Origin of the sequence: Actinomadura livida (assembly GCF_014648675.1) — a bacterium.
Taxonomy (GTDB): Bacteria; Actinomycetota; Actinomycetes; order Streptosporangiales; family Streptosporangiaceae; genus Spirillospora; species Spirillospora livida.
In genome coordinates this window covers 304,097-325,308 of the sequence record NZ_BMRO01000007.1, presented here as the reverse complement: position 1 = coordinate 325,308, position 21,212 = coordinate 304,097, and the positions used below count along the sequence as shown (strand labels likewise).

18 protein-coding genes and 1 pseudogene are annotated in these 21,212 nt (G+C 71.9%); 9 read left to right on the top strand and 10 right to left on the bottom strand.

All coding sequences use genetic code 11. The annotated features are described in order from the left end of the window. Window positions 1-166: 166 nt before the first annotated feature. Window positions 167-1,591: an amidase gene (locus IEZ03_RS18940; protein ID WP_184881951.1), complete on the bottom strand. Its 1,425-nt coding sequence runs from the start codon at window positions 1,589-1,591 to the stop codon at window positions 167-169. 357 nt (window positions 1,592-1,948) lie between these two features. Between IEZ03_RS18940 and IEZ03_RS18935 the strand changes: the two genes are divergently transcribed. From IEZ03_RS18935 to IEZ03_RS18925, 3 genes are all read left to right on the top strand, one after another. Next, a complete protein-coding gene (locus tag IEZ03_RS18935; RefSeq protein ID WP_229808394.1) occupies window positions 1,949-2,674 on the top strand; it encodes a nuclease-related domain-containing protein in 726 nt (241 codons plus the stop codon). 329 nt (window positions 2,675-3,003) lie between these two features. After that, window positions 3,004-4,866: a dihydroxy-acid dehydratase gene (ilvD, locus tag IEZ03_RS18930; RefSeq protein ID WP_184881946.1), complete on the top strand. Its 1,863-nt coding sequence runs from the start codon at window positions 3,004-3,006 to the stop codon at window positions 4,864-4,866. 102 nt (window positions 4,867-4,968) lie between these two features. Then, the gene (locus tag IEZ03_RS18925; protein ID WP_184881944.1) at window positions 4,969-5,316 is read left to right on the top strand and encodes a DUF1330 domain-containing protein; all 348 of its coding nucleotides are present in this window, start codon (window positions 4,969-4,971) and stop codon (window positions 5,314-5,316) included. A gap of 62 nt (window positions 5,317-5,378) precedes the next feature. Here the strand turns inward: IEZ03_RS18925 and IEZ03_RS18920 are convergent, their stop codons facing one another. Continuing rightward, the gene (locus IEZ03_RS18920; protein ID WP_132047852.1) at window positions 5,379-5,606 is read right to left on the bottom strand and encodes an FmdB family zinc ribbon protein; all 228 of its coding nucleotides are present in this window, start codon (window positions 5,604-5,606) and stop codon (window positions 5,379-5,381) included. 55 nt (window positions 5,607-5,661) lie between these two features. After that, window positions 5,662-6,171, bottom strand: coding sequence for an HNH endonuclease (locus IEZ03_RS18915; protein ID WP_132047850.1), 510 nt, complete (start codon window positions 6,169-6,171; stop codon window positions 5,662-5,664). A gap of 275 nt (window positions 6,172-6,446) precedes the next feature. On the opposite strand from IEZ03_RS18915, the gene IEZ03_RS18910 reads away from it, so the two are divergent. After that, window positions 6,447-8,564 carry a prolyl oligopeptidase family serine peptidase gene (locus IEZ03_RS18910; RefSeq protein ID WP_184881942.1) on the top strand — a complete coding sequence of 706 codons (2,118 nt, stop codon included), beginning with the start codon at window positions 6,447-6,449 and terminating at the stop codon, window positions 8,562-8,564. Continuing rightward, complete coding sequence (locus IEZ03_RS18905; protein ID WP_184881941.1) at window positions 8,561-8,794, top strand: hypothetical protein; 234 nt, start codon at window positions 8,561-8,563, stop codon at window positions 8,792-8,794. Before IEZ03_RS18910 ends, IEZ03_RS18905 begins: the two co-directional genes overlap by 4 nt. A gap of 139 nt (window positions 8,795-8,933) precedes the next feature. On the opposite strand, the gene IEZ03_RS18900 is transcribed toward IEZ03_RS18905, so the two are convergent. Together IEZ03_RS18900 and IEZ03_RS18895 are read right to left on the bottom strand one after the other, a co-directional pair. Next, window positions 8,934-9,539 carry a GNAT family N-acetyltransferase gene (locus IEZ03_RS18900; protein ID WP_184881939.1) on the bottom strand — a complete coding sequence of 202 codons (606 nt, stop codon included), beginning with the start codon at window positions 9,537-9,539 and terminating at the stop codon, window positions 8,934-8,936. 6 nt (window positions 9,540-9,545) lie between these two features. Further along, entirely contained in the window at window positions 9,546-11,162 is a 1,617-nt protein-coding gene (locus tag IEZ03_RS18895; RefSeq protein WP_229808393.1) for an NsdA family TPR-like regulatory protein, read from the bottom strand. 420 nt (window positions 11,163-11,582) lie between these two features. Between IEZ03_RS18895 and IEZ03_RS18890 the strand changes: the two genes are divergently transcribed. The 4 genes and pseudogenes from IEZ03_RS18890 to IEZ03_RS18875 all read left to right on the top strand — a co-directional run bounded on the left by IEZ03_RS18890 (window position 11,583) and on the right by IEZ03_RS18875 (window position 15,242). Next, entirely contained in the window at window positions 11,583-11,921 is a 339-nt protein-coding gene (locus tag IEZ03_RS18890) for a hypothetical protein (protein WP_229808392.1), read from the top strand. 300 nt (window positions 11,922-12,221) lie between these two features. Continuing rightward, the gene (locus IEZ03_RS18885; protein WP_184881937.1) at window positions 12,222-13,217 is read left to right on the top strand and encodes a mechanosensitive ion channel family protein; all 996 of its coding nucleotides are present in this window, start codon (window positions 12,222-12,224) and stop codon (window positions 13,215-13,217) included. A 60-nt stretch (window positions 13,218-13,277) separates the two neighbouring features. Continuing rightward, a pseudogene (locus IEZ03_RS18880) lies at window positions 13,278-13,643 on the top strand (globin); the annotation flags it as partial. Window positions 13,644-13,667: 24 nt separating this feature from the next. Continuing rightward, entirely contained in the window at window positions 13,668-15,242 is a 1,575-nt protein-coding gene (locus tag IEZ03_RS18875) for a glycoside hydrolase family 13 protein (protein WP_184881932.1), read from the top strand. A gap of 67 nt (window positions 15,243-15,309) precedes the next feature. On the opposite strand, the gene IEZ03_RS18870 is transcribed toward IEZ03_RS18875, so the two are convergent. The 5 genes from IEZ03_RS18870 to IEZ03_RS18850 form a co-directional block, all read right to left on the bottom strand. Beyond that, window positions 15,310-16,746 (bottom strand): S28 family serine protease, encoded by a 1,437-nt coding sequence (locus IEZ03_RS18870; protein WP_229808391.1) that lies wholly within the window; start codon window positions 16,744-16,746, stop codon window positions 15,310-15,312. Between the two features lie 455 nt (window positions 16,747-17,201). Next, complete coding sequence (locus IEZ03_RS18865; RefSeq protein WP_184881928.1) at window positions 17,202-17,795, bottom strand: GNAT family N-acetyltransferase; 594 nt, start codon at window positions 17,793-17,795, stop codon at window positions 17,202-17,204. Continuing rightward, window positions 17,792-18,229 carry an acyl-CoA thioesterase gene (locus IEZ03_RS18860; protein ID WP_132047834.1) on the bottom strand — a complete coding sequence of 146 codons (438 nt, stop codon included), beginning with the start codon at window positions 18,227-18,229 and terminating at the stop codon, window positions 17,792-17,794. Before IEZ03_RS18860 ends, IEZ03_RS18865 begins: the two co-directional genes overlap by 4 nt. 91 nt (window positions 18,230-18,320) lie before the next feature. Beyond that, the gene (locus IEZ03_RS18855; RefSeq protein ID WP_184881926.1) at window positions 18,321-19,649 is read right to left on the bottom strand and encodes an enolase C-terminal domain-like protein; all 1,329 of its coding nucleotides are present in this window, start codon (window positions 19,647-19,649) and stop codon (window positions 18,321-18,323) included. Beyond that, window positions 19,646-21,130 carry an aldehyde dehydrogenase (NADP(+)) gene (locus IEZ03_RS18850; RefSeq protein WP_184881923.1) on the bottom strand — a complete coding sequence of 495 codons (1,485 nt, stop codon included), beginning with the start codon at window positions 21,128-21,130 and terminating at the stop codon, window positions 19,646-19,648. The genes IEZ03_RS18855 and IEZ03_RS18850 overlap by 4 nt, the downstream gene beginning before the upstream one ends. Between the last annotated feature and the right edge of the window lie 82 nt (window positions 21,131-21,212).

Sequence of the window (21,212 nt, the reverse complement as noted above, 5' to 3'; positions counted from 1 at the left end):
GCCCCCCCCCCCCCCGCCCCCCGCCAGGACCGCCACCAGCGTGCCGGGCGAGACCTCGGCCGCGCGCCCGCGCCAGTCGGTGTAGCGGGTCGCGACGCCGTGCAGTCCGGCCAGCGTCCTCAGTTCATCGTCGGCCACGCCTGCACCATGCCCCGTCGGCGCGGGCTCACGCCGTCCAGATGTCCGGCTTCCGGCCGATCCACGGGCGGGCCTCTTCAAGCTGCGCGGACAGCGAGATGAGCGTGCCCTCACCGCCGAGCCGCCCGGCGAGCATGATCCCGATCGGCAGGCCGTCGGCGTTCACGTGCAGCGGGACGCTCACGGCGGGCTGCCCGGAGATGTTGTACACCGCGGTGAACGGGGTGAACTTCGTCTGCCGCTCGAAGTTCTCGGCGGGCTCCTGGTCGTGGAAGTACCCGACCGGGGCCGGCGGCTGCGCCAGCGTCGGGCTCAGGATCGCGTCGAACTCGTCCATCACGGGGAACGCCGCGCGCAGCGCCCCCTGCAGCGCGGCGTGCGCCTGGAAGAGCTGCGGCGCGGTCGTCGCCTCGCCGAGCCCGCGCAGCCAGCGGGTCAGCGGCTGGAGCAGGTGCTCGCTCTCCTCCGCGACGGGCGTGACGGTCGCCATGACGCCCCAGAGCGTCACGAAGTGCGGGACGACGTCGGCCCCGAGCACCGGCGGCAGGTCCACGACCTCGTGGCCCAGCTCCTCCAGCAGTTCGGACGCCGCCTCGTAGGCGGCGACGCAGTCGGGGTGCACCTCGGCGCCCGGCACGGCCGTCTCCAGGCTCCGCGCGATCCGCAGCCGGCCCGGCGGGCGCTCCGCGTACGCGGCGAACGTCCCCTCGACCGGCGGCGCCGCGTACAGGTCGCCGGGCTGGTGGCCCGCCATCACGTCCAGCAGGAGGGCCGCGTCCCGGACGGTCCGGGCGATCGGCCCGTTCGTCGACAGCCCGAACAGGTCGGGGATGACCGGCCCCTGCGAGACGCGGCCCCGGGTGGGCTTGAGCCCGAACAGCCCGCACGCGCTGCTGGGGATGCGGATCGACCCGCCGCCGTCGCTGCCCTGCGCGACGGGCGCCAGGCCCGCCGCGACCGCCGCGGCCGCGCCGCCGCTGGAGCCGCCGGCCGACCGGGAGAGGTCCCAGGGCGTCCGGGCCGGCGGCGCGACGTCGCTCTCGGTGTAGCACGGCAGGCCGAACTCGGGCGTCGTCGTCTTGCCGAGGAGCACCGACCCCGCCTGCCGCAGGAGGGTCACCACGTGGTCGTCGGCGAAACCGTCCAGGTCGGAGTAGACGCTCGAACCGAAGGTCATCCGGACGCCGCTGACCATGTTCAGGTCCTTGACGGGGACCGGGACGCCGTGCAGCGGGGGGAGGTCCGCCGGGTCCGCCGCGTCCAGGACGGCCTTCTCGGCCTGCCGCGCCTCCTCGCGCGCCCGGTCGGCGGTGACCGTGACGTAGGCGCCGACCTGCTCGTTGAGTCGTTCGATGCGGGTCAGGTAGTGGTCGGTGAGTTCGACGGGGGATACTTCCCGGGTGCGGACGGCCGCGGCCATCCGGGTGGCGCTGAGGTCATGGGTTTGTGTCACAAACCGGAACGCTAGACGCCGTGTGCGCGGGCATCAAAGAGGGCAGGGTCAACCGCGTCGGCGCAAGGAGAAGATATTCGACGTACCCATCCGCCACGGCAGTGAATCACCTACGGGCGGCGACAAAACTATTAACCCTGCATGACTAGTCGCCAACCGGCACTGTGATTACTCTGCGCACGGAGGATCATGCCCCCGATGGGAAAGGGATACGGAGCGTCACTCATGGCGACCACGGAGCGGGGCGACGGACACGATGCCCGGGGCCATCCCCAGGCACGGTCGGAGGCAACGGGGTCAACGGCAACACAGGCGACGGGCTCGGAGGAAACCCGTGAGCACCACCACCAGGCTCCCGTGAAGGAGCATCCCGAGGGGGGCACCGCGGCCGCGCTGCTCGCCGATCCCCGAATCCGCCGCCGGCTGCCTACGGCGGGCACCGCACTCGGCGCCGGCCTCGCCGTCTGGCTGCTCGGCGGCTGGCGTCTCGGCCTGACGGTCGCGGTCCTCGTCGTGATCGGGGACGTCGTCCGCCGGTCCCGCAAGACGTCCTCCGTCACCGCGTGGCAGAAGTCCTCGGCCGCCGAGCGGCGCACCGAGAAGCAGCTGAAGTCGCTCCAGCGCAACGGGTACGTCGTGCTCCACGCACGCGCCGTGCCGCGCGACGACGACGGCGTCAGCGACGGGCGGATCGACCACCTGGTGATCGGGCCCAGCGGCGTCTACGCCATCGACTCCGAGAAGTGGGACAAGCGCCTCCCCGTGCGCACCATGTCCCACCTCAAGCTCTTCCACGGCCCCTTCAACAAGAAGGACCGCCTGGACGAGGCCCGCTGGGAGGCCCAGCAGGCGAGCAGCATCCTCGCCGCGCGGTGCGGCTTCGAGGTGCCGGTGCAGCCGTCCGTGGCCATCTACGGGCCGTCCATCCCGTGGAAGGTCATGCGGGTCCGCGACGTCGACGTCTACGCGGGGAACCGGGCACGCGCCTACCTGCGGCGCCGTCCGAAGATCCTCACCGAGGGCGACGTCGAGCGGATCTTCGAGGCGGCGCAGCAGGCCCTGCCGCCCAAGTACCCCGACTGAGTTCCGAGTCCACCGACAAGGGGCACCTCGTCCGCCGCCCGCGGCCGGGGTGCCGCCCTCGCCCAGGCACCGGCACCGCGGCCCAGCCGGAGCCGCCAAAGCCTGCCGGAGCCGCCGCGGCCATGACCGAGCGGCCTGATCATCGCAGCCGGGACGTCTCGTCCCGGCTTTCTCGTGCCCGCGCGGCGGTTGGTAGCATCGACGCCACGGCCGGCCCGCGCGCGACCTCTGCTGAGCCGGCGGCAGCGCCGAGATCCGCCGCTGCGACGCCCTTCGCTTCCCATCCACGGGATCGCCGCACGCCACGTCACAGTTTGGAGAGGTCACACATGCCACCGCTCAGGTCACGCACGGTCACCCATGGCAGGAACATGGCGGGCGCCCGCGCGCTCATGCGGGCCAGCGGCGTAGCACGCGAGGACTTCGGCAAGCCGATCGTCGCGGTGGCCAACAGCTTCACGCAGTTCGTGCCCGGCCACGTCCACCTGGACGAGGTCGGCAAGGTCGTCGCCGGCGCCGTCCGCGAGGCCGGCGGCGTGCCCCGCGAGTTCAACACGATCGCCGTGGACGACGGCATCGCCATGGGCCACGACGGCATGCTCTACTCGCTGCCGTCCCGCGAGGTCATCGCCGACGCCATCGAGTACATGGTCAACGCGCACTGCGCCGACGCCCTCGTCTGCGTCTCCAACTGCGACAAGATCACGCCGGGGATGCTGCTGGCCGCGCTGCGCCTCAACATCCCCACGGTGTTCGTCTCCGGCGGCCCGATGGAGGCCGGCAAGCCCGTCGAGGGCGTCATGGACGGCAACAAGCTCGACCTGATCGACCCGATCATCGCGTCCGCCGACGCCTCCCTCTCCGACGACAAGCTGCTGGAGATGGAGGAGAGCGCCTGCCCCACCTGCGGGTCCTGCTCCGGCATGTTCACCGCCAACTCGATGAACTGCCTCACCGAGGCGATCGGCCTGGCGCTGCCCGGCAACGGCACCGTCCTCGCCACCCACACCGCCCGCCGCCGCCTCTACGAGGACGCCGGCCGCACCGTCGTGGACGTCGCCCGCCGCTACTACGACGGCGACGACGAGTCCGTCCTGCCGCTGAACATCGCCACCCGCGACGCGTTCGCGAACGCCATGGTGCTCGACGTCGCGATGGGCGGCTCCACCAACACGATCCTGCACCTGCTCGCCGCCGCGACCGAGGCCGGCGTGGACTTCGGCCTGTCCGACATCGACGAGCTGTCCCGCCGCGTCCCCTGCATCTGCAAGCTCGCCCCGGCCACCGGCAGGTACCACGTCGAGGACTGCCACCGCGCCGGCGGCATCCCCGCCCTGCTCGGCGAGCTGAACCGCGCGGGCCTGCTGCACAGCTCCGCGCACTCCATCCACTCCGCGTCCATGGACGAGTTCGTCGCCAGGTGGGACGTCCGCTCCCCCGACGTGCTGCCCGAGGCCGTCGAGATGTTCCACGCCGCGCCCGGCGGCGTCCGCAGCACCTCCGCGTTCTCGCAGAGCGCCCGCTGGGAGGCGCTCGACCTGGACCGCGAGAACGGCTGCATCCGCTCCGTCGAGCACGCCTACACCGCCGACGGCGGCCTCGCCGTCCTGCGCGGCAACATCGCCCCCGACGGCGCGATCGTCAAGACCGCCGGCGTGGACGAGGAGCTGTGGACGTTCACCGGCCCCGCCGTCGTCTTCGAGTCGCAGGACGACGCCGTCGAGGGCATCCTCGGCGGGAAGGTCAAGGCCGGTGACGTCGTCGTGATCCGCTACGAGGGCCCGAAGGGCGGCCCCGGCATGCAGGAGATGCTGTACCCGACGAGCTTCCTCAAGGGCCGCGGGCTCGGCAAGGCGTGCGCGCTGATCACCGACGGCCGGTTCTCCGGCGGCACGTCCGGGCTGTCCATCGGGCACGCCTCCCCGGAGGCCGCGGGCGGCGGCATCATCGCCCTCGTCGAGGACGGCGACCCCGTCGTGATCGACATCCCGAACCGGGTGCTGGAGCTCGACGTCCCGTCCGACGAGCTGGACATCCGGCGCGAGAAGCTCCTCGCCGACCTCGGCGGCTACCGGCCCCGCGACCGGCACCGCCCGGTCAGCGCCGCGCTGCGCGCCTACGCCGCCATGGCGACGTCCGCCTCCACCGGCGCCGCCCGCGACGTCGGCCAGCTGGAGCGCCCGCAGGGCTGAGCATTACCCGGCAGGTAATCGCATTCATTCCCCGCGCGGGACAGAGTGGACACAACGGCCGGGGCCCACCGGCCCCGGCCGCACCACTCGAAGGAGAACGCGATGACCGCCTACGCACTCGCCCACCTGCAGCCGCCGGCGACGCTCCCCGAAGAGGTCTTCACCTACATGGAGCGCATCCAGGCCACGCTGGAGCCGTTCGGCGGCCGCTTCCTCGTCCACGGCAGCCTGCCCGAGGTGGTCGAGGGGCCGCTCGACGGGATGTACGTCCTCATCGAGTTCCCCGGCATGGACGACGCCAAGGGCTGGTACGAGTCGGACGGCTACCAGGCGATCCTGCCGATGCGCACCGACAACATGAAGGGCACGGCCGTCCTCCTGCAGGGCGTCCCCGAAGGCTACGACCCGGCCGCCACCGCGGCCGCGTTCCGCGCCCTCCAGAACCCGTGACCCTGCCCGGCGGCCGCGCGGCAGCGGTCGCCGTTCAGGGGCGCTGAGCCTTCAGCGGAGGGTCAGGAGCAGCAGCCACCGCCGCAGCAGCCTCCACCGCCGCCTCCCGGGGCGGGCGGGGGCTGCGGGGCGCCGCCGCGGGACGTGCCGGTGACGGCCACCGTCGACAGGAGCTTGACCGTGTCGTCGTGGCCGTCCGGGCACGGGGCCGGGTCGGACGCGTTGATCATCGGGCGGGAGACCTCGAAGGTCGACCCGCAGGCGCGGCAGCGGTAGTCATAGCGAGGCACGCCACCAGGATACGCCGCGCGCGCCGCCGTTTCTCCTCGCGGCCCGCCGCCGCTCCTAAGCGGCCGGTTCCCTGACGTAGGCCGCCCACTGGGGATCGCCGTCGTTGACGAGTCCGATGAGGCGCCAGTGGGCGCCGCGGGGGACGGCCGGGGTCACCGGGAGCGTCCAGCCGAGCTCCGACAGGAGGCGGTCGGCCTTGCGGTGGTTGCAGGTCATGCAGGACGCGACGCAGTTCTCCCAGACGTGCTGGCCGCCGCGGCTGCGGGGATGGACGTGGTCGATGGTCTCCGCGCGCCGGCCGCAGTAGACGCAGCGGAAGTTGTCGCGGCGCATCAGGGCGGCGCGGGTGAGGGGCACGCGGGTGCGGAAGGGGATGCGCACGTAGCGGCGGAGCCGGATGACGGAAGGGACCTCGATCGCCATCGTGGCCGAGTGCAGGACCGCGCCGGAGGTGTCGTGGTGGACGATCTCGGCCTTCTCCCGAAGCACGAGGCAGACCGCCCGCCGGAGCGGGAGCGTGGTGAGTGGTTCGTACGTCGCGTTCAGGAGGAGGACCTGTCGCATCAGACGCCCTCCGCCGGGCCGTGCTGCGATTTCGCCTCGGCGGGCGCGGTGGACCGCGCCTCGGACCGAGGCCCGAGTATGTTCTCCGGCTCCTGCGTTCTCGCCATGAGGACCTCCCCAGGGGCGAACCGACCCAAATCAGTGTGGCGTCTCAGGGAGGCCGTTCGCTACCCCAATAATCCCCCCGCGAGCGCCGCCTCGAACGCGAACCCGCGTACACCCTGCTCCGCGATGCGCGGGACGGGCAGTCCGCCACGGCCAATACAGTTCAGGACATGACGCCGTACCCGCCCGCGCAGCGCCAGGACATCGTCGAGGAGATCCACGGTCACCGGGTCGCCGACCCGTACCGCTGGCTTGAGGACGCCGGCAGCGAGGCCACCGCGGAGTGGCTCGCCGCGCAGGACAAGCTGTTCCACAAGGTCGCCGACGCCCTGCCGGGCAGGGAGCGGCTGCGCCGGCGGCTCGCCGAGCTGCTCGGCGCGGGAAGCGTCGGCGCCCCGGTGTGGCGGGGCGAGCGGAGCTTCTTCACGCGCCGCACCGCCGACCAGGAGCATCCGGTCCTGCTCACCGCGGACCCGGACGGCACCGAGCGCGTCCTCGTCGACCCCATGGCCCTCGACCCCGGCGGGACGACCACGCTGGACGGCTGGCAGCCCGACAAGGAGGGCCGCCGGCTGGCGTACAAGGTGTCCACCGGCGGGGACGAGGAGTCCCTGCTCTACGTCATGGACGTCGCGACGGGCGAGCGGGTGGAGGGGCCGATCGACCGGTCGCGGTACTCGTCGGTGGCGTGGCTGCCCGGCGGCGAGGCGTACTACTACGTCCGGCGGCTCCCCGCGCGGGACGTGCCGGAGGGCGAGGAGCAGTACCACCGCCGCGTCTACCTGCACCGGGTCGGCACCGAGCCCGACACCGCCGACGTGCTGATCTTCGGCGCGGGGATGGACAAGACCAACTACTACGGCGTGGGCGTCAGCCGGGACGGGCGCTGGCTCACGGTCTCCTCGTCGCAGGGCACGGCGCCGCGCAACGACCTGTGGATCGCCGACCTGTCGGCCTCGCCATTGGAGTCCCCCGAACTCCGCGTCGTCCAGGAGGGGGTGGACGCCGGCACCGGCCTGCACGTGGGGCGGGACGGCCGCGCCTACATCTTCACCGACCGGGACGCGCCGCGGTCGCGGCTGTGCGTGACCGACCCGTCCGACCCGTCCTACGAGACGTGGCGGGACCTCATCCCGCAGGACCCCGAGGCCGTCCTCACCGACTTCGCGATCCTGGACGCCTTGGACCGGCCCGTCCTGCTCGCGGGATGGACCCGGCACGCGATCGGCGAGATCACCGTCCACGACCTGGAGACCGGGGAGCGGCTCGGCTCGGTGCCGACCCCGGGCCTCGGCTCGATCGGCGGGATCGTGGAGCGGCCCGAGGGCGGCCACGAGGCGTGGTTCGGCTACACCGACAACGTGACCCCGTCGTCGGTCATGCGGTACGACGCGCGGACGGGCGAGACGACGCTGTGGGCGTCCGCGCCGGGGACGGTCGAGGTCCCAGAGGTCGAGACCCGCCAGGTCGCCTACACCTCGCGGGACGGGACCGAGGTGCGGATGCTGGTGGCGTCCCGCCCCGGCCTCTCCGGGCCGCGCCCGGCGATCCTGTACGGGTACGGCGGCTTCAACATCTCCCTCACGCCGGCGTACTCGGCGAGCATCCTGGCGTGGGTCGAGGCCGGCGGGGTGTACGCGGTCGCGAACCTGCGCGGCGGGTCCGAGGAGGGCGAGGAGTGGCACCGCGCCGGGATGCGCGACCGCAAGCAGAACGTGTTCGACGACTTCCACGCCGCCGCCGAGCGGCTCATCGCCGACGGCCTGACCACGCCGGCGCGGCTGGCGATCTCCGGCGGCTCCAACGGCGGCCTCCTGGTAGGCGCCGCGCTGACCCAGCGTCCCGACCTGTACCGGGCGGTGGTGTGCTCGGCGCCGCTGCTGGACATGGTCCGGTACGAGCGGTTCGGCCTCGGCCAGACGTGGAACGACGAGTACGGGACGGCCGACGACCCCGAGGAGTTCGGCTGGCTCATCGGCTACTCCCCCTACCACCACGTCCACGCCGGAACCGCCTACCCGGCCGTGCTGTTCACGACGTTCGGCAGCGACACACGCGTCGACCCGCTGCACGCCCGCAAGATGTGCGCCGCGCTCCAGCACGCGACCGCGTCCGACGCGCCCGTCCTGCTCCGCAACGAGGCCGAAGTCGGCCACGCCGCCCGCTCGGTGAGCCGCTCGGTCGACCTGATGGCCGACACGCTCGCCTTCATGGCGGCGCAGACCGGGCTCGCTCTCCCCGGGTCGGATCACGGCGACGAATTGACGGATGATCTAATAACAGGGTGAGCGAGTCGACGGTGCAGGGTTCGTCCGCCTTGGCGCGGATCCTCGGGCTGCTCAGGGAGCCGCCCGGGGACCCCGACGTCACCGCGGGCTACCTCGACCTGCTCGGCCCGGCCCCGCAACGGCCGCCGTCCCTCACCATGCTCACCCGCGCCCTCGCCGACCGCGGCTTCACCGGCATCAGGCAGCGCCGCTACCCGCTGATGCAGGTGGTAGGGGGCGTGCGCCACTGACCTCCCCCCTCTAGGCTGCGACGGGCGATGGCGCTACGCTCCCCCAAGAACGCGCACGGGGACACCCGTGCGACACCCCCCTCCTGGGGTTGGGAAGCCTCCAGGAGGGGGGTATTTTTATGCGGTTTTACGGGGGCCTTTAGCGGAGGGGTTTTTCTAGGTAGATGTTTATTATTCCGCCTATTGTTTCGCGGCGGGTTTCGGTCCAGTTGAAGTTGCGGTAGAGGGCCAGGGCGGGGGTCTGGAGTTCGGTGGTGTCGGCGCGGAGGACTCGGTAGCCGAGTTCCCTGGCACGTTCCTCCAGGGCCCTGACCACGGCGGCGCCGTAGCCGCGGCGCTGGACGGCGGGGCGCACGCGCAGCCGGACCATCTCGACGGCGTCCAGGACCGGGGTGCCGGGCGCGTAGCCGCCGAAGGCGCGGGCCCGGCCGCCGGGGACGAGGTCGGCCCTGCGCAGGCCGCCCATCGCGACGATCCGCCCGTCGAGCTCGCCCACCAGGAACTCGCCGTCGTTGCGGAGATAGATGTCCTCCATCCGGAAGAAGTCGTGGTCGTAGTAGACGCCGTCGCCGGGACGGAGGCCGACCTGGGCCAGGCCTTCGCGGTGCAGGGCGAGGACGATGCCGTGGTCGGCCGTGCGGTAGCGGCGTAGCCGCAGCTCTCCGAAGCTCCACACCGGGGGCTCGTCCTGCACGCGGACGAGGGTGCGGGCGGGGTGGTCCTGCCAGGAGGCGCCGTCGGGCATGCCCGGTCAGACCTGTTCCGCCGGGGGGACGGAGGGACGGTCCTGCGTGGGGCTCGTGACCCAGGGGCCGGCGAGCGCCTCGTAGAAGTCCTTCAGGGCGGGCATGTCACCGTGCTTGGCCGACACGGCCGCCCCTATCTGGCGGGCGCGGTGCACGAGGATGTCGGAGCGGTGGTCGGCCGGCAGGTCGAGGATCGCCTCCTGCCCGGCGGTGAGCGCGGCGTCGGGGTGCCCGGCGTGCAGCTTGCACATGGCCCGGTCGAGGCGCACCAGGGTCAGGTCGACGCGGTCGGTGGGCGAGTACAGGGTGAGGGCGTGGCTCAGCACCTCGTCGCCGTGCTTGTGGTCGCCGAGGCTGGTGAAGGTGTCGCCCTCGTAGAAGGCCATCTGCCGGTCGGTGAACCCGTACACGAGGTCGCTGGTGTCGGCCTTGGAGAGCTGGTCGAACACCGAGCGGCCGCGGACGAGGGCGCGGCGGGCGCTGGGGGCGGCGTCGCCGCGGCCCCGCATGGCGAGCATGCCGAGGGCGCGCGCCTCCACGGCCGGGGCCATGGCGCCGGCGACGCCGGGGGTCCGGCCGGCGAGGTCCTGCGCCTTGCGCGCCAGGTGGAGCGCCTCGCGGGGGTCGCCGTAGTACATCGGCACCAGCGACTCGCGGACGGTCACCCAGGCGCGCAGCTGCCGGTCGCCGGTCTCGTCGGCGGCGGTGCGCGCCGTCCGGAAGAACGAGCGGGCCAGCCGGTGGTCGCCCAGGTTGATCATGATCAGCCCGGACAGCCCGGAGAGCTGCGCCGCGATCCGGCACAGCCGCTCCTGCAGCTCGACCGGCTGGCGCTTGTCGCACATGCGCCGCACCTCGCTGAAGTCCAGCAGGACGTCGCAGAGCATCCGGAGCGAAGGCGTCGCCTGGTACTGCTGGCCGTAGCCGTAGGTCGTCTCCTCCCACTGGTCGAGCATGGTCGGCGAAACTGTCGCGCCGACGAGCGTGTCGTCCATCTTGCGGCGCAGGTTGTCGACGGCCCCTAGGAACTGACCGTCGAGCGCCACGCCCGCTCCGGCCAGCAGTTGCAGAAGGGTTCTACGAAGCACGATGTCCTCCTCTCCCACATCAATGGTCAGGGGGCCTTCGGCGCGGTCCGGGCCCCGCAGGTCGTTCACGGTTACCCAGGGACGTTCGCCGGCCCTGGGGACGATCGCCCCGACGAGGGCGTCGGGGTCTTGCGCCGGGCGCCGCTCGGGCTCCCGGGGCTGGGGGACGCTCACTCCGCCCGGCCGGACCGCGTGGCCGCGGCCGCAGATGCACGGGCTCTGGTAGTCGAGCGCGTCGGGCTCCACCCGGTAGACGGAGCACAGGTAGTGCAGGTACTCGGGGCCGGGCCGCTTGTAGCCGCTCTCGTAGGCGGACAGCAGCGTCTCCCCGAGCCGGGGCGCCGGCTTGCCGTCGACCTCGTAGAGCGCCTTGACCTGCGCGACGATGTCGGAGAGCGCGACGCCGTGGGCGAGGCGGTGCGCCTTGATCCGGCTGGTGCCGAACAGGGGTCCGCACTGCTCGTGGATCTCCTGCGCGATCTCGACCGGACCGTGTCCCCGGGCCAGGGCGCGCGCGCGTATGCGGCGTGCCACGTCCGTTTCTTTCCGAGGGGGGTCCGACATCGGTTCCGGCCTCCTCCCGTCGCGACGGGAGACCGCTCTTCCTCGGGGGGAGAGGGCGGTCGTCCCAGCCACGGCGACCGGGTCGACTGGTTGGCCACGAGAAATAATCTCTCGCGCACGCAGCGTAACCCCCGGCACTGGGGCGGCCAAGCGATTCGCCGGAAGTAGCGGGGGTCCGGATGCCTCCCGCATCCCCCGGGTAGAGATTCTTCCTCCAGAGGGGTGCAGACTTCCCCTGAGGTGGGGGAATTCGGTTCCGGCGGTGACCCGGGGTCACTTGACCCGCCAGGGTGAGAGTTGCAATTCTCGCCGCGAGTGACCGAACGGATTCGCTGAGTCGATCAATCGCCGGTGCTGGCCCGGGAGCCGGCGCTCTCCTACGGAGGGGGTGTGAAGGTGGTCAGTGACAGGCGCGTCGGCTACCTCGAAGAGCTGGAACAGGAGCTCGACACGCGGGGACTCGTCGCCCGCGTCGTCCGGACCAGGTCGGGGCCCGCGTTCCTGCGGGTGGTGAACCCCGAGGCCGCGAGCCTCGCGGAGGACATCACCTGCGCCCCGGTCCCGGAGACCGCGGACCACTACTTCTGGTGGTCCTGGGGGGAGCGCATGCACCGCGTCGACGACGTGGGCGGCGCCGCCCTGAAGCTGGCGCACGTCCTGCAGCCGCTCCGCTGCGAGGTGAGCGAGGGGCCGGCGCGGAGCGGGCGGGAGCCCTCCGCCATGAGATGACCCGGCTCCGCCGGACTCCCCCGTCCGCCGGAACCCCCTGAACCCGGACCCCTCAGCCGGACGCCCGCGCAGGTCGCCCCCGAGACCGAGCGTGTCCCGCGAGGCCGCGGCCGGAACGGCGCGGCAGCCGCGGACCTCGCGGGACACGTTCGCCGAACAGCCCCTCCCCGGCCACGCCGTGACACATCGCCCGCGGTAGTACGAACCGATCGGACCAGTCCCCTACGATCAGGCTCGTACCCGCCGCGGGAGCACGGCGAGGTGTCGAGGCACCACTTACGGCCGGGGAGGGTCTGCCGAATGTCACTCGCCGTCGAGCCGTTGCTGCCCTGGGCCCAGAACGGTTCCGCCGAGTCGGCCTGCCGCGACGAGACGCCAACGACCTCCTGCCGGCTCGTCTGGAACATCTCGCACAACACCGACTTCACCCGGTTCTACTCGACCTGGCTCGACGGCCCGCTCACCACCCTGCTGCTGATCATCCTGACCCTGGTGGTCGCGCTGATAGTGAAGAACATCGCGCACCGCATGATCACCAGGGTGACGCTGCGGATGGCCGAGGGCACGATGTCGGAGCGGGTCAGGGAACGTTCCCGGACGGTGTTCGAGGGCAACCCCGCCCTGCTCACCAAGCGGCGGGCCCAGCGCGCCCAGACGCTCGGGTCGGTGCTGCGCTCCTTCGCGTCCGTCCTCATCATGGGGACGGCCCTGTTCAGCATCCTCGGCTCGCTCGGGCTGAACCTCGCCCCCATCCTGGCCAGCGCGAGCGTCATCGGCGTCGCCGTCGGCTTCGGCGCGCAGAACATCGTCAAGGACATCCTCGCCGGGCTGTTCATGCTGCTGGAGGACCAGTACGGCGTCGGCGACTACATCGACGTCGGTAGCGCCAAGGGGACGGTCGAGGCCGTCACGCTGCGCGTCACCCGGATGCGGGACGTGGACGGCATCGTCTGGTACGTCCCGAACGGCGAGATCAAGAGGGTCGGGAACGAGTCGCAGAACTGGGGCCGTGCCGTCCTGGACATCCCGGTCGACATCCACGAGGACACCGAGCGGGTCAAGGAGCTTCTGCAGACCACCGCCGACGCGATGGCCGCCGACTCCCCCTGGAACGACCTCATCCTGGAGGAGCCGGCGGTGTGGGGCGTGCAGGCGTTCGCCGGGGACGCCCTCGTCATCCGCGTCGTCCTGAAGACGGCCCCCGGCAAGCAAGGCGACGTCGCCCGCGAGCTGCGCGAGCGGGTCAAGCGCGTGTTCGACGAGGCCGGCGTGACCGTCGCGACCCCCGCCCCATAGGGACGCGGGGACGCAAGTGCGCACGTCTCACATAGGGTGGAGATCGCTATGGCTGAAAAGGTGACCTTCTATGAAGCGGTCGGCGGCGAGGAGACCTTCCACCGGCTGGTGCACCGCTTCTACCAGGGTGTCGCGGACGACCCCGACCTACGCGCCCTCTATCCCGAGGAGGACCTCGGCCCCGCCGAGGAGAGGCTGCGGCTGTTCCTGATCCAGTACTGGGGCGGCCCGAACACCTACAGTCAGCGGCGCGGGCATCCGCGGCTGCGGATGCGGCACGTGCCGTTCGTCATCGGCGCGGCCGAGCGGGACGCCTGGCTGCGGCACATGCGGGTCGCCGTGGAGGAACTGGGGCTTCCCGAACCGCTGGAGAAGCAGCTGTGGGACTACTTCACGATGGCGGCCCAAAGTCTGGTGAACGCCCCGACATAAGCGGGTAGATCGCCACGTATGACGCGAATCCCGTGGTGGCGCCATGCCGTCGTGTACGAGGTGTACGTCCGCAGCTTCGCCGACTCCGACGGGGACGGTGAAGGCGACCTCCAGGGGATCCGGTCCCGGCTCGGCCACCTGCGCGACCTCGGTGTGGACGCGCTGTGGCTCACCCCCTTCTACACCTCCCCGCTCGCGGACGGCGGCTACGACGTGGCCGACTACCGCGACGTCGACCCCCGCTTCGGCACCCTCCGAGACTTCGACGCCCTCGTCGCGGACGTGCACGCGCACGGGCTGCGGCTGATCGTCGACATCGTCCCGAACCACTCGTCCGACCGGCATCCCTGGTTCCGGGAGGCGCTCGCCGCGCCGCCCGGCTCACCCGAGCGTTCCCGCTACATCTTCCGGCCCGGAAGGCCAGGGGAACGTCCCGGCGAGGAGTCACCGCCGAACGACTGGCCGTCCGCGTTCGGCGGCCCCGCCTGGACGCAGGTGGACGACGGCGAGTGGTACCTGCACCTCTACGCGCGCGAGCAGCCGGACTTCAACTGGCGCAACCCCGAGGTCCAGCGCGAGTTCGAGGACATCCTGCGCTTCTGGCTCGACCGGGGCGTGGACGGCTTCCGCATCGACGTGGCCGCGGGCCTGTTCAAGGACGCGTCGTTCCGCGACCTCGGCGGAGAGGACCGCCGCGTGCTGAACGGCCCCATCTACAGCCGGCCGGAAGTCCACGACGTGTACCGGCGGTGGCGGCGGATCCTCGACGAGTACGACGGCGACCGCATGGCCATAGGCGAGGTGTGGACGGACGGGCCGGAAGACCTCGCCCTCTACCTCCGCCCAGACGAACTCCACCAGGTCTTCCAGTTCGACCTGCAACTCGCCTCGTGGTCGGCCGCAGCGTTCCGCGACGTGGCGACGGCCGCGATGAAGGCCGTCGCCCCCACGGGCGCCGCCCCGACCTGGGTCCTGTCCAGCCACGATTCGATCCGGCACGTCACCCGCTACGAGCGGCCGGAGAACGTCCCCGGCATCGGCCACGCCAGAGCGAAGGCGGCGTTACTGATGCTTCTGGCACTCCCAGGTTCGGCCTACCTGTACCAGGGTGAGGAACTGGGCCTGCCCGAGGTGACCGACCTCCCCGACGACGCCAGGCAGGACCCCATCTGGGAGCGCACCAACGGTGAACTGGTGGGCCGGGACGGCTGCCGCGTCCCGCTGCCCTGGTCCGGCGACTCCGAGCCGTACGGGTTCTGCGCGGACGGCGCCCGCCCCTGGCTGCCGATGCCGCGGGACTGGGCGTCGATGACCGTGGAGGCCCAGTCTTCGGACCCGTCCTCCATGCTGGCGTTCTACCGCGAGGCCCTGGCCCTGCGCCGCCGCCTCCTGGACGACCTCCCGGAGGACGTCGAATGGCTCGACTCCCCCGACACGGCCGTCTTCTTCCGGCGGGGCCCGCTGATCTGCGCCCTCAACTGCGGCGACAACCCCGTCCGCCTACCTCCCGGCGAGCCGCTCCTGAGCAGCTCCCCCCTCTACGGAGACCTGCTCCCCGGCAACGCAAGCGCACTAATCGCACACCAGCAATGACACCCCCGTTGGTGGGCCGTCCCCGGCGAGGGGTCAGCGCTTGGGACGGCCCACCGCGAGGTCGGCGCTACAGCGGCGGACGCTGGAGCTGGAGGGGGTCGTCGGCGGTCGGTGCGGACTTGAGCGTCGGCGCGTCCGCGTCGATGCCGGCCCACCGCTTGAGGTCGGCGACCGCCTTGGCCTGCTGCTCCGCGGGCAGCCTGGTGATCAGGCGGCCGCTGTGGTTCATGCCGGGAGCGACGTAGACGGCCGAGTCACGGGCGCCCTTCCCGAGCCGGAACGGCTTGGCGCCCCACGGGTCGTTCTCCCCGTACACGAACATCATCTGGCTCGCGTTCCCGCGCACCCAGCTGTCGATGTCGCGCATGGCGCGGCCGTTGTCGAACCGCATCGGGATCTCGCGCGGGACGTACGTGCGCGGGTGGTAGCTGCGCTCGTGCCGCAGCAGCTTGCGCATGTGCGCGAACTTCGGCGACGGCCAGCCGAGCTCCGTGCCCGCCTGGTAGTAGTACGGGATGTAGGGCTCAAGGCCCTGGTCGGTGTAGAACGACAGGCCGGAGATGGTGTCGAGCGACTCGTACAGCACGTCGTCGGACGAGTCCACCGGCGGCAGGTCCGCGCAGTCGGACTGCAGGCTGTACTGCCAGAACGCCCACTCGTAGTCCATCACCGAGTTCTCGAACGCCCGGTCCGGGGTGCGCAGGATGTCGAACGTCCAGCCGTTCTCCTCGGCGGCGGCGGTGAAGCGCTCGAGCATGGCGGGGCGGCGCTTGAGAAACTCCCGCGCGAGGCCCTGCAGCTGGGCGCGGCACTCGGGGTCGGTCCCGACCGTCTGGAAGAACTCGTCGTAGGCGCGGTCGTCGTTGTTGCGGTAGTCGTTCGGCGCCACGTAGACGACGCTGCCGTCGACGTCACGGGGGTAGAACCGCTTGTGGTAGACGGCCGTCATGCCGCCCTTGCTGCCGCCCGTCGAGATCCACTTGCCGCCGTAGATGGCCTTGAGCGCGCGGATGAGCCGGTGCTCGTCGGTGGCGGCCTGCCAGATCGTGTCCTTCGTCCAGTCCGTGGGGACGGGGCGGGACGGGCTGAAGTACCGGTACTCGACCGAGATCTGGTTGCCGTCGACCAGCGCGGTCGGCTCGGAGGTGAACATCACCTCCGGGGTGTGGTAGCCGCTGGTGTAGAGGACCATCGGCAGGTCGGCGGACTTGTGCTGCAGCATGATGCGCTGCTCGAACCACTGCCCCCGCGGGTTGCGGTGGTCGACCGGCTGCCGGTATTCGAGCCAGAACCAGCGGTAGCCCGGCAACGTCGAGGTCTTCTCCGTCACCTGCATTCCGGGAATCGCCTTGAGGCGGTCGAGGACGTCGCCCGCCTGGGCCGTGCCCGCCGTGGCCGTGCCCGCCGTGGCCTTGCCCGCCGTGGCCTTGCCCGCCTGGACGGTGACCGCCTGCGCCGCAGTGGCGCCCGCCCCGGTCAGCGCCGCGGCGAGCAGCAGTGCCATCGCTCCTTGTGAGACGCGCCGCATTGTGCCCCTTTCACGTGGGTTCTCCACAATCGCGTCGCGACACTAGATCAAATACAGGCCAAAAACGGACCCCTGTCACGCTTGTTACTTATCCGTGATGAAATGGTTCTCTCACCCGACCCACCCCCGATTTACGACACTTCCCCCACCCCAAATGATCAACCGCAGGCCCTGTCACAAGACCTGGACCGGCCCGTGAAACGGCGCCCCGCGCGGACCAGGGCCCCAAGAGTGCCGCCACCCAGGCAGGCACTTGGAACAACCCAGCTCACCTGCATAAATGATCACCCCGCGGGTCGTGCGGCCGGAGGCGCCCCAGGCGCCGGAGGTCGCACGACCCGACGCACGGGCGCCGTTTCACGAGACGCGGAGCGGATCGGGAAACGGTGCGCCGTGCGCAACGGGGGGTTCCAGGGGGTCGTCCCCCTGGGCTAGCAGGGCGGGGTTGGGGAGATTCCGTCGTCCCAGGGGGCTAGGCGTTCGAAGAGGCGTTCGTCGTGCCAGCGGCCGTTCAGGTGGATGTGCCGGCGGGCCGTTCCCACCACCGTGAAGCCGTTGCGTTGCAGGACGCGCTGGGATGCGAGGTTGTCCACCCGGGTGAAGGCTTCGACGCGGTGCAGGCGGAGTGCTCCGAACGCGACGTCCAGCGCCTGCCGCAGCGCCTCTGTCGCGACACCGCGTCCGGCGTGCGCGCGCGCCACCCAGTAGCCGACGAAGCAGCTCTGCAGGGGGCCGCGCAGGACGTTGTTCAGCGTGATCCGTCCGGCGATCTCACCGTCGACCAGGATGACGCCCGGCCACATCTCGCCCGTCGCGTACGCCTCGATCAGGTCGTACAGGTTGTCGCGCTGGCCGTCCACGGTGAAGTACGCGTCGTCGCGCTCAGGCTCCCAGGGGCGCAGGTACTCGCGGTTCTCCGCGCACAGCGCGGCGAGCCGTTCCGCGTCCGCCATCTGGACGACCCGCAGCCGCACCCCGGGCTGGAGGCGGTCCAGCGGGGCGGGCGACCCGGCGAGCGCGGTCATGGCGAGGGGGCCGCATAGCGTCCGATGAACTCCCGCTCCTCGGGGGTGAAGCGCCGCAGCCGGTTGGACTCCGGGTCGAACGCCACGAGGGTCGAGGTGGCCTCTGCGTAGACGTTGTCGTCGTCCCGCACCTCGTAGGCCAGCTTGAACGAGGCCGCGCGCGCCTCGGTCACCCACGTCTCCACGCGGATCGGGTACACGGTCGGCAGCAGCGGCGTCCGGTAGTCGATCTCGTGGCGTGAGATCACCATGCCGCGGACGGGCTTCTCCCCCTTGCGCACCGGGTCGCCGTGGAACATCTCCAGGCGGGCGTCCTCCAGGTAGCCGAGGAACTTCACGTTGTTGACGTGGCCCTGGGAGTCGATGTCGCCGAACCGGATCTTGAACTCGTAGATGTGCCGGTACTCGGCCGCGGGCAGGTCGGTCTGCTGCATGTCCTCGCCTGGGGTACGGGGAAGCCGGGGTTCGGCCCGATGTTACCCGCCGCCGGTTCCGTCCCGATCGCCACGGGGCGCCGTTGGCCGCTCAGTCGCGGACGAGGCAGGGGCGCTTCGGGTCGAATGTCCAGCCGGGCACCAGGTACTCCATCGCGGCGGCGTCGTCCCGGTCGCCGAGGCCGTGCTTGACGTACAGCCGGTGCGCCGCCTCGACGCGCTCCTCGTCGACCTCGACGCCGAGGCCGGGCTCCTCCGGCAGCGTGATCCGGCCGTCCATGATGCGCAGCGGGTCCCGGGTGAGGCGCTGGCCGTCCTGCCAGATCCAGTGCGTGTCGATCGCGGTGATCTCGCCGGGCGCGGCGGCCGCGACGTGGGTGAACATCGCGAGCGACACGTCGAAGTGGTTGTTGGAGTGCGAGCCCCAGGTCAGCCCCCACGCCTGGCACAGCTGCGCCACCCGCACCGAGCCGCGCATCGTCCAGAAGTGCGGGTCGGCGAGCGGGATGTCCACCGAGTCCAGCCGGATCGCGTGGCCGAGCTCCCGCCAGTCGATGGCGATCATGTTGGTCGCGGTGCGCAGGCCGGTGGCGCGGCGGAACTCCGCCATCGTCTCGCGCCCGGAGTAGCCCAGCTCCGCGCCGCACGGGTCCTCGGCGTAGGCGAGGACGTCCTTCAGCTCGGTGCCTATCCGGACGGCCTCCGCCAGCGACCACGCGCCGTTCGGGTCCAGGTTGATCCGGGCGTCGGGGAACCGCTCGGCCAGCGCCCGCACGGCCGCGGCCTCCTCGTCGCCCCTGAGCACACCGCCCTTGAGCTTGAAGTCGGCGAACCCGTACCGCTCGCGGGCCGCCTCCGCCTGCCGGACGATCGCGTCCGGTGTCATGGTCTCCTCGTGCCTGACCCGCAGCCACCCGTCGGCGCCCTCCGCCGGCGCCGCGTACGGAAGGCCCGTCCTGCGGCGGTCGCCGATGTAGAACAGGTAGCCGAGCATCGGGATCGTCGTCCGCTGGACGCCGTCGCCGAGCAGCGCCGCCACCGGGACGCCGAGGAACCGCCCCATCAGGTCGAGCAGCGCCGACTCGATCGCGGTCAGCGCGTGGACGGTGATCCTCGTGTCGTGGGTCAGCGGGCCGCGCCCGCCCGCGTCCAGGTGGCCGAACGCGGTGCGGACGGCGTTCAGGATCTCGTCCGACCGCCCGATGGGGCTGCCGACGACCAGGTCGCGCGCGTCCTCCAGTGTCCGCCGGATTCCCTCGCCGCCCGGGACCTCCCCGACGCCGGTGGCGCCGGACGAGTCGCCCAGCAGCACCAGGTTCCGGGTGAAGAACGGGCCGTGCGCGCCGCCCAGGTTGAGCAGCATGCTGTCGCGCCCCGCGACGGGGACGACGCGCATCTCGGTGACGACCGGCGTGCTCATCGCCGCGCCCCCTGGTAGGCGATCGGCCGCCGGAACCGCTCGATGGCCAGGCTCCCCACGGACGTCGTCCGCGAATCGGACGTCGCCGGGAACGGCCCGCCGTGGACCATCGCGTGCCCGACCCGCACCCCGGTGGGCCAGCCGTCCCACACGATCCGTCCGGCCAGCCGCTCCAGGACGGGCAGCAGCCGGTCCGCCGCCTCCCGGTCGCCCGCGGCCGCGTGGATCGTCACGGTCAGCTGCCCCTCAAGGCCGCGGGCCAGTTCCCGGACCTGGTCGAGATCCGCGCACCGGACGACGAGGGAGCACGCGCCGAAGATCTCTTCCTGCAGGCCGGGCCCGAAGTGCTCGGCGTCCACGGCGGCGAGGGCGGCCGCGCCGCCGACCGCCGCGTCGGGTTCCCTTCCCCGCGCGAGGATCTCGACCTCGGGGTGCCGTTCGAGGCGTCCGACGCCCTCCGCGTAGGCGCGGGCGATGCCGGGGGTGAGCATGGGCGCGCCCGGGTCGCCGGCGATGGCCTTCGCCGCCGCGTCCAGGAACGCGTCCAGCGCGGGCCCCCTGACCGCGAAGACCAGGCCCGGGCTCGTGCAGAACTGCCCGGCCCCGAGCGTCACCGACCCGGCGAACGCGTCCGCGAGTTCGCCGCCGCCCTCCGCGAGGGCCTCCGGGAGCAGGAAGACCGGGTTGACGCTGCTCATCTCCGCGTACACCGGGATCGGGCGGGGCCGGTTCGCCGCCGCCTTCGCGATCGCCAGGCCCGCCGCCCGCGAACCGGTGAACCCGACCGCCTGGACGCGCGGGTCGGTGACGAGCGCGATGCCCAGCGTCGGCCCGTCCCCGTACAGCATCGAGAACACGCCCTCCGGCAGCCCCGCCTCCCGGACGGCCCCCGACACGGCCCGGCCGACCAGCTCGCACGTCCCGGGGTGGGCGTCGTGCGCCTTCACGATCACCGGGCAGCCGGCCGCCAGCGCCGACGCCGTGTCCCCGCCCGCCACAGAGAACGCAAGCGGGAAGTTGCTCGCCCCGAACACCGTCACCGGCCCGAGCGCCACCCTGCCCTGCCGGATCTCCGGACCGGCGTCCCCGGCGGGATCGACGGGGCCGGTTCCGTCGCCGGCGGCGCGGAGGTCTGCGGCGAAGAGGCGGAGCTGCCCGGTGGTACGGGCGACCTCCCCCGTCAGGCGCGGCTCGGGAAGCCCCGTCTCGGCCGTGGCGCGCGCGACGAGCGCGTCGGTGAGATCGTCGAGCTTGACCGCGACCGTTTCCAGGAAGGCGGCGCGACGCTCGGGGGGCGTGGCGCGGTAGGCGTCGAACGCCTCCTCCGCCAGCGCGCAGGCCCGCTCCACCTCGGCCTCACCGCCGTAGCGGTACTCCGGGTCGAGGCGCGCACCGGTGCGCGGATCGACGGCCCTGATCGCCGTGCCCGTCCCGGCGACGCGCTCGGAGCCGATCACCATGCGCCCGGTGAGCCGCGCCATCGTCCGTCCTCCTAGGTCCGGCGGTGGGGTCAACCCGGACGATAGGAGACGCGATCAATACCTGTCCAACACGAAATGCGCA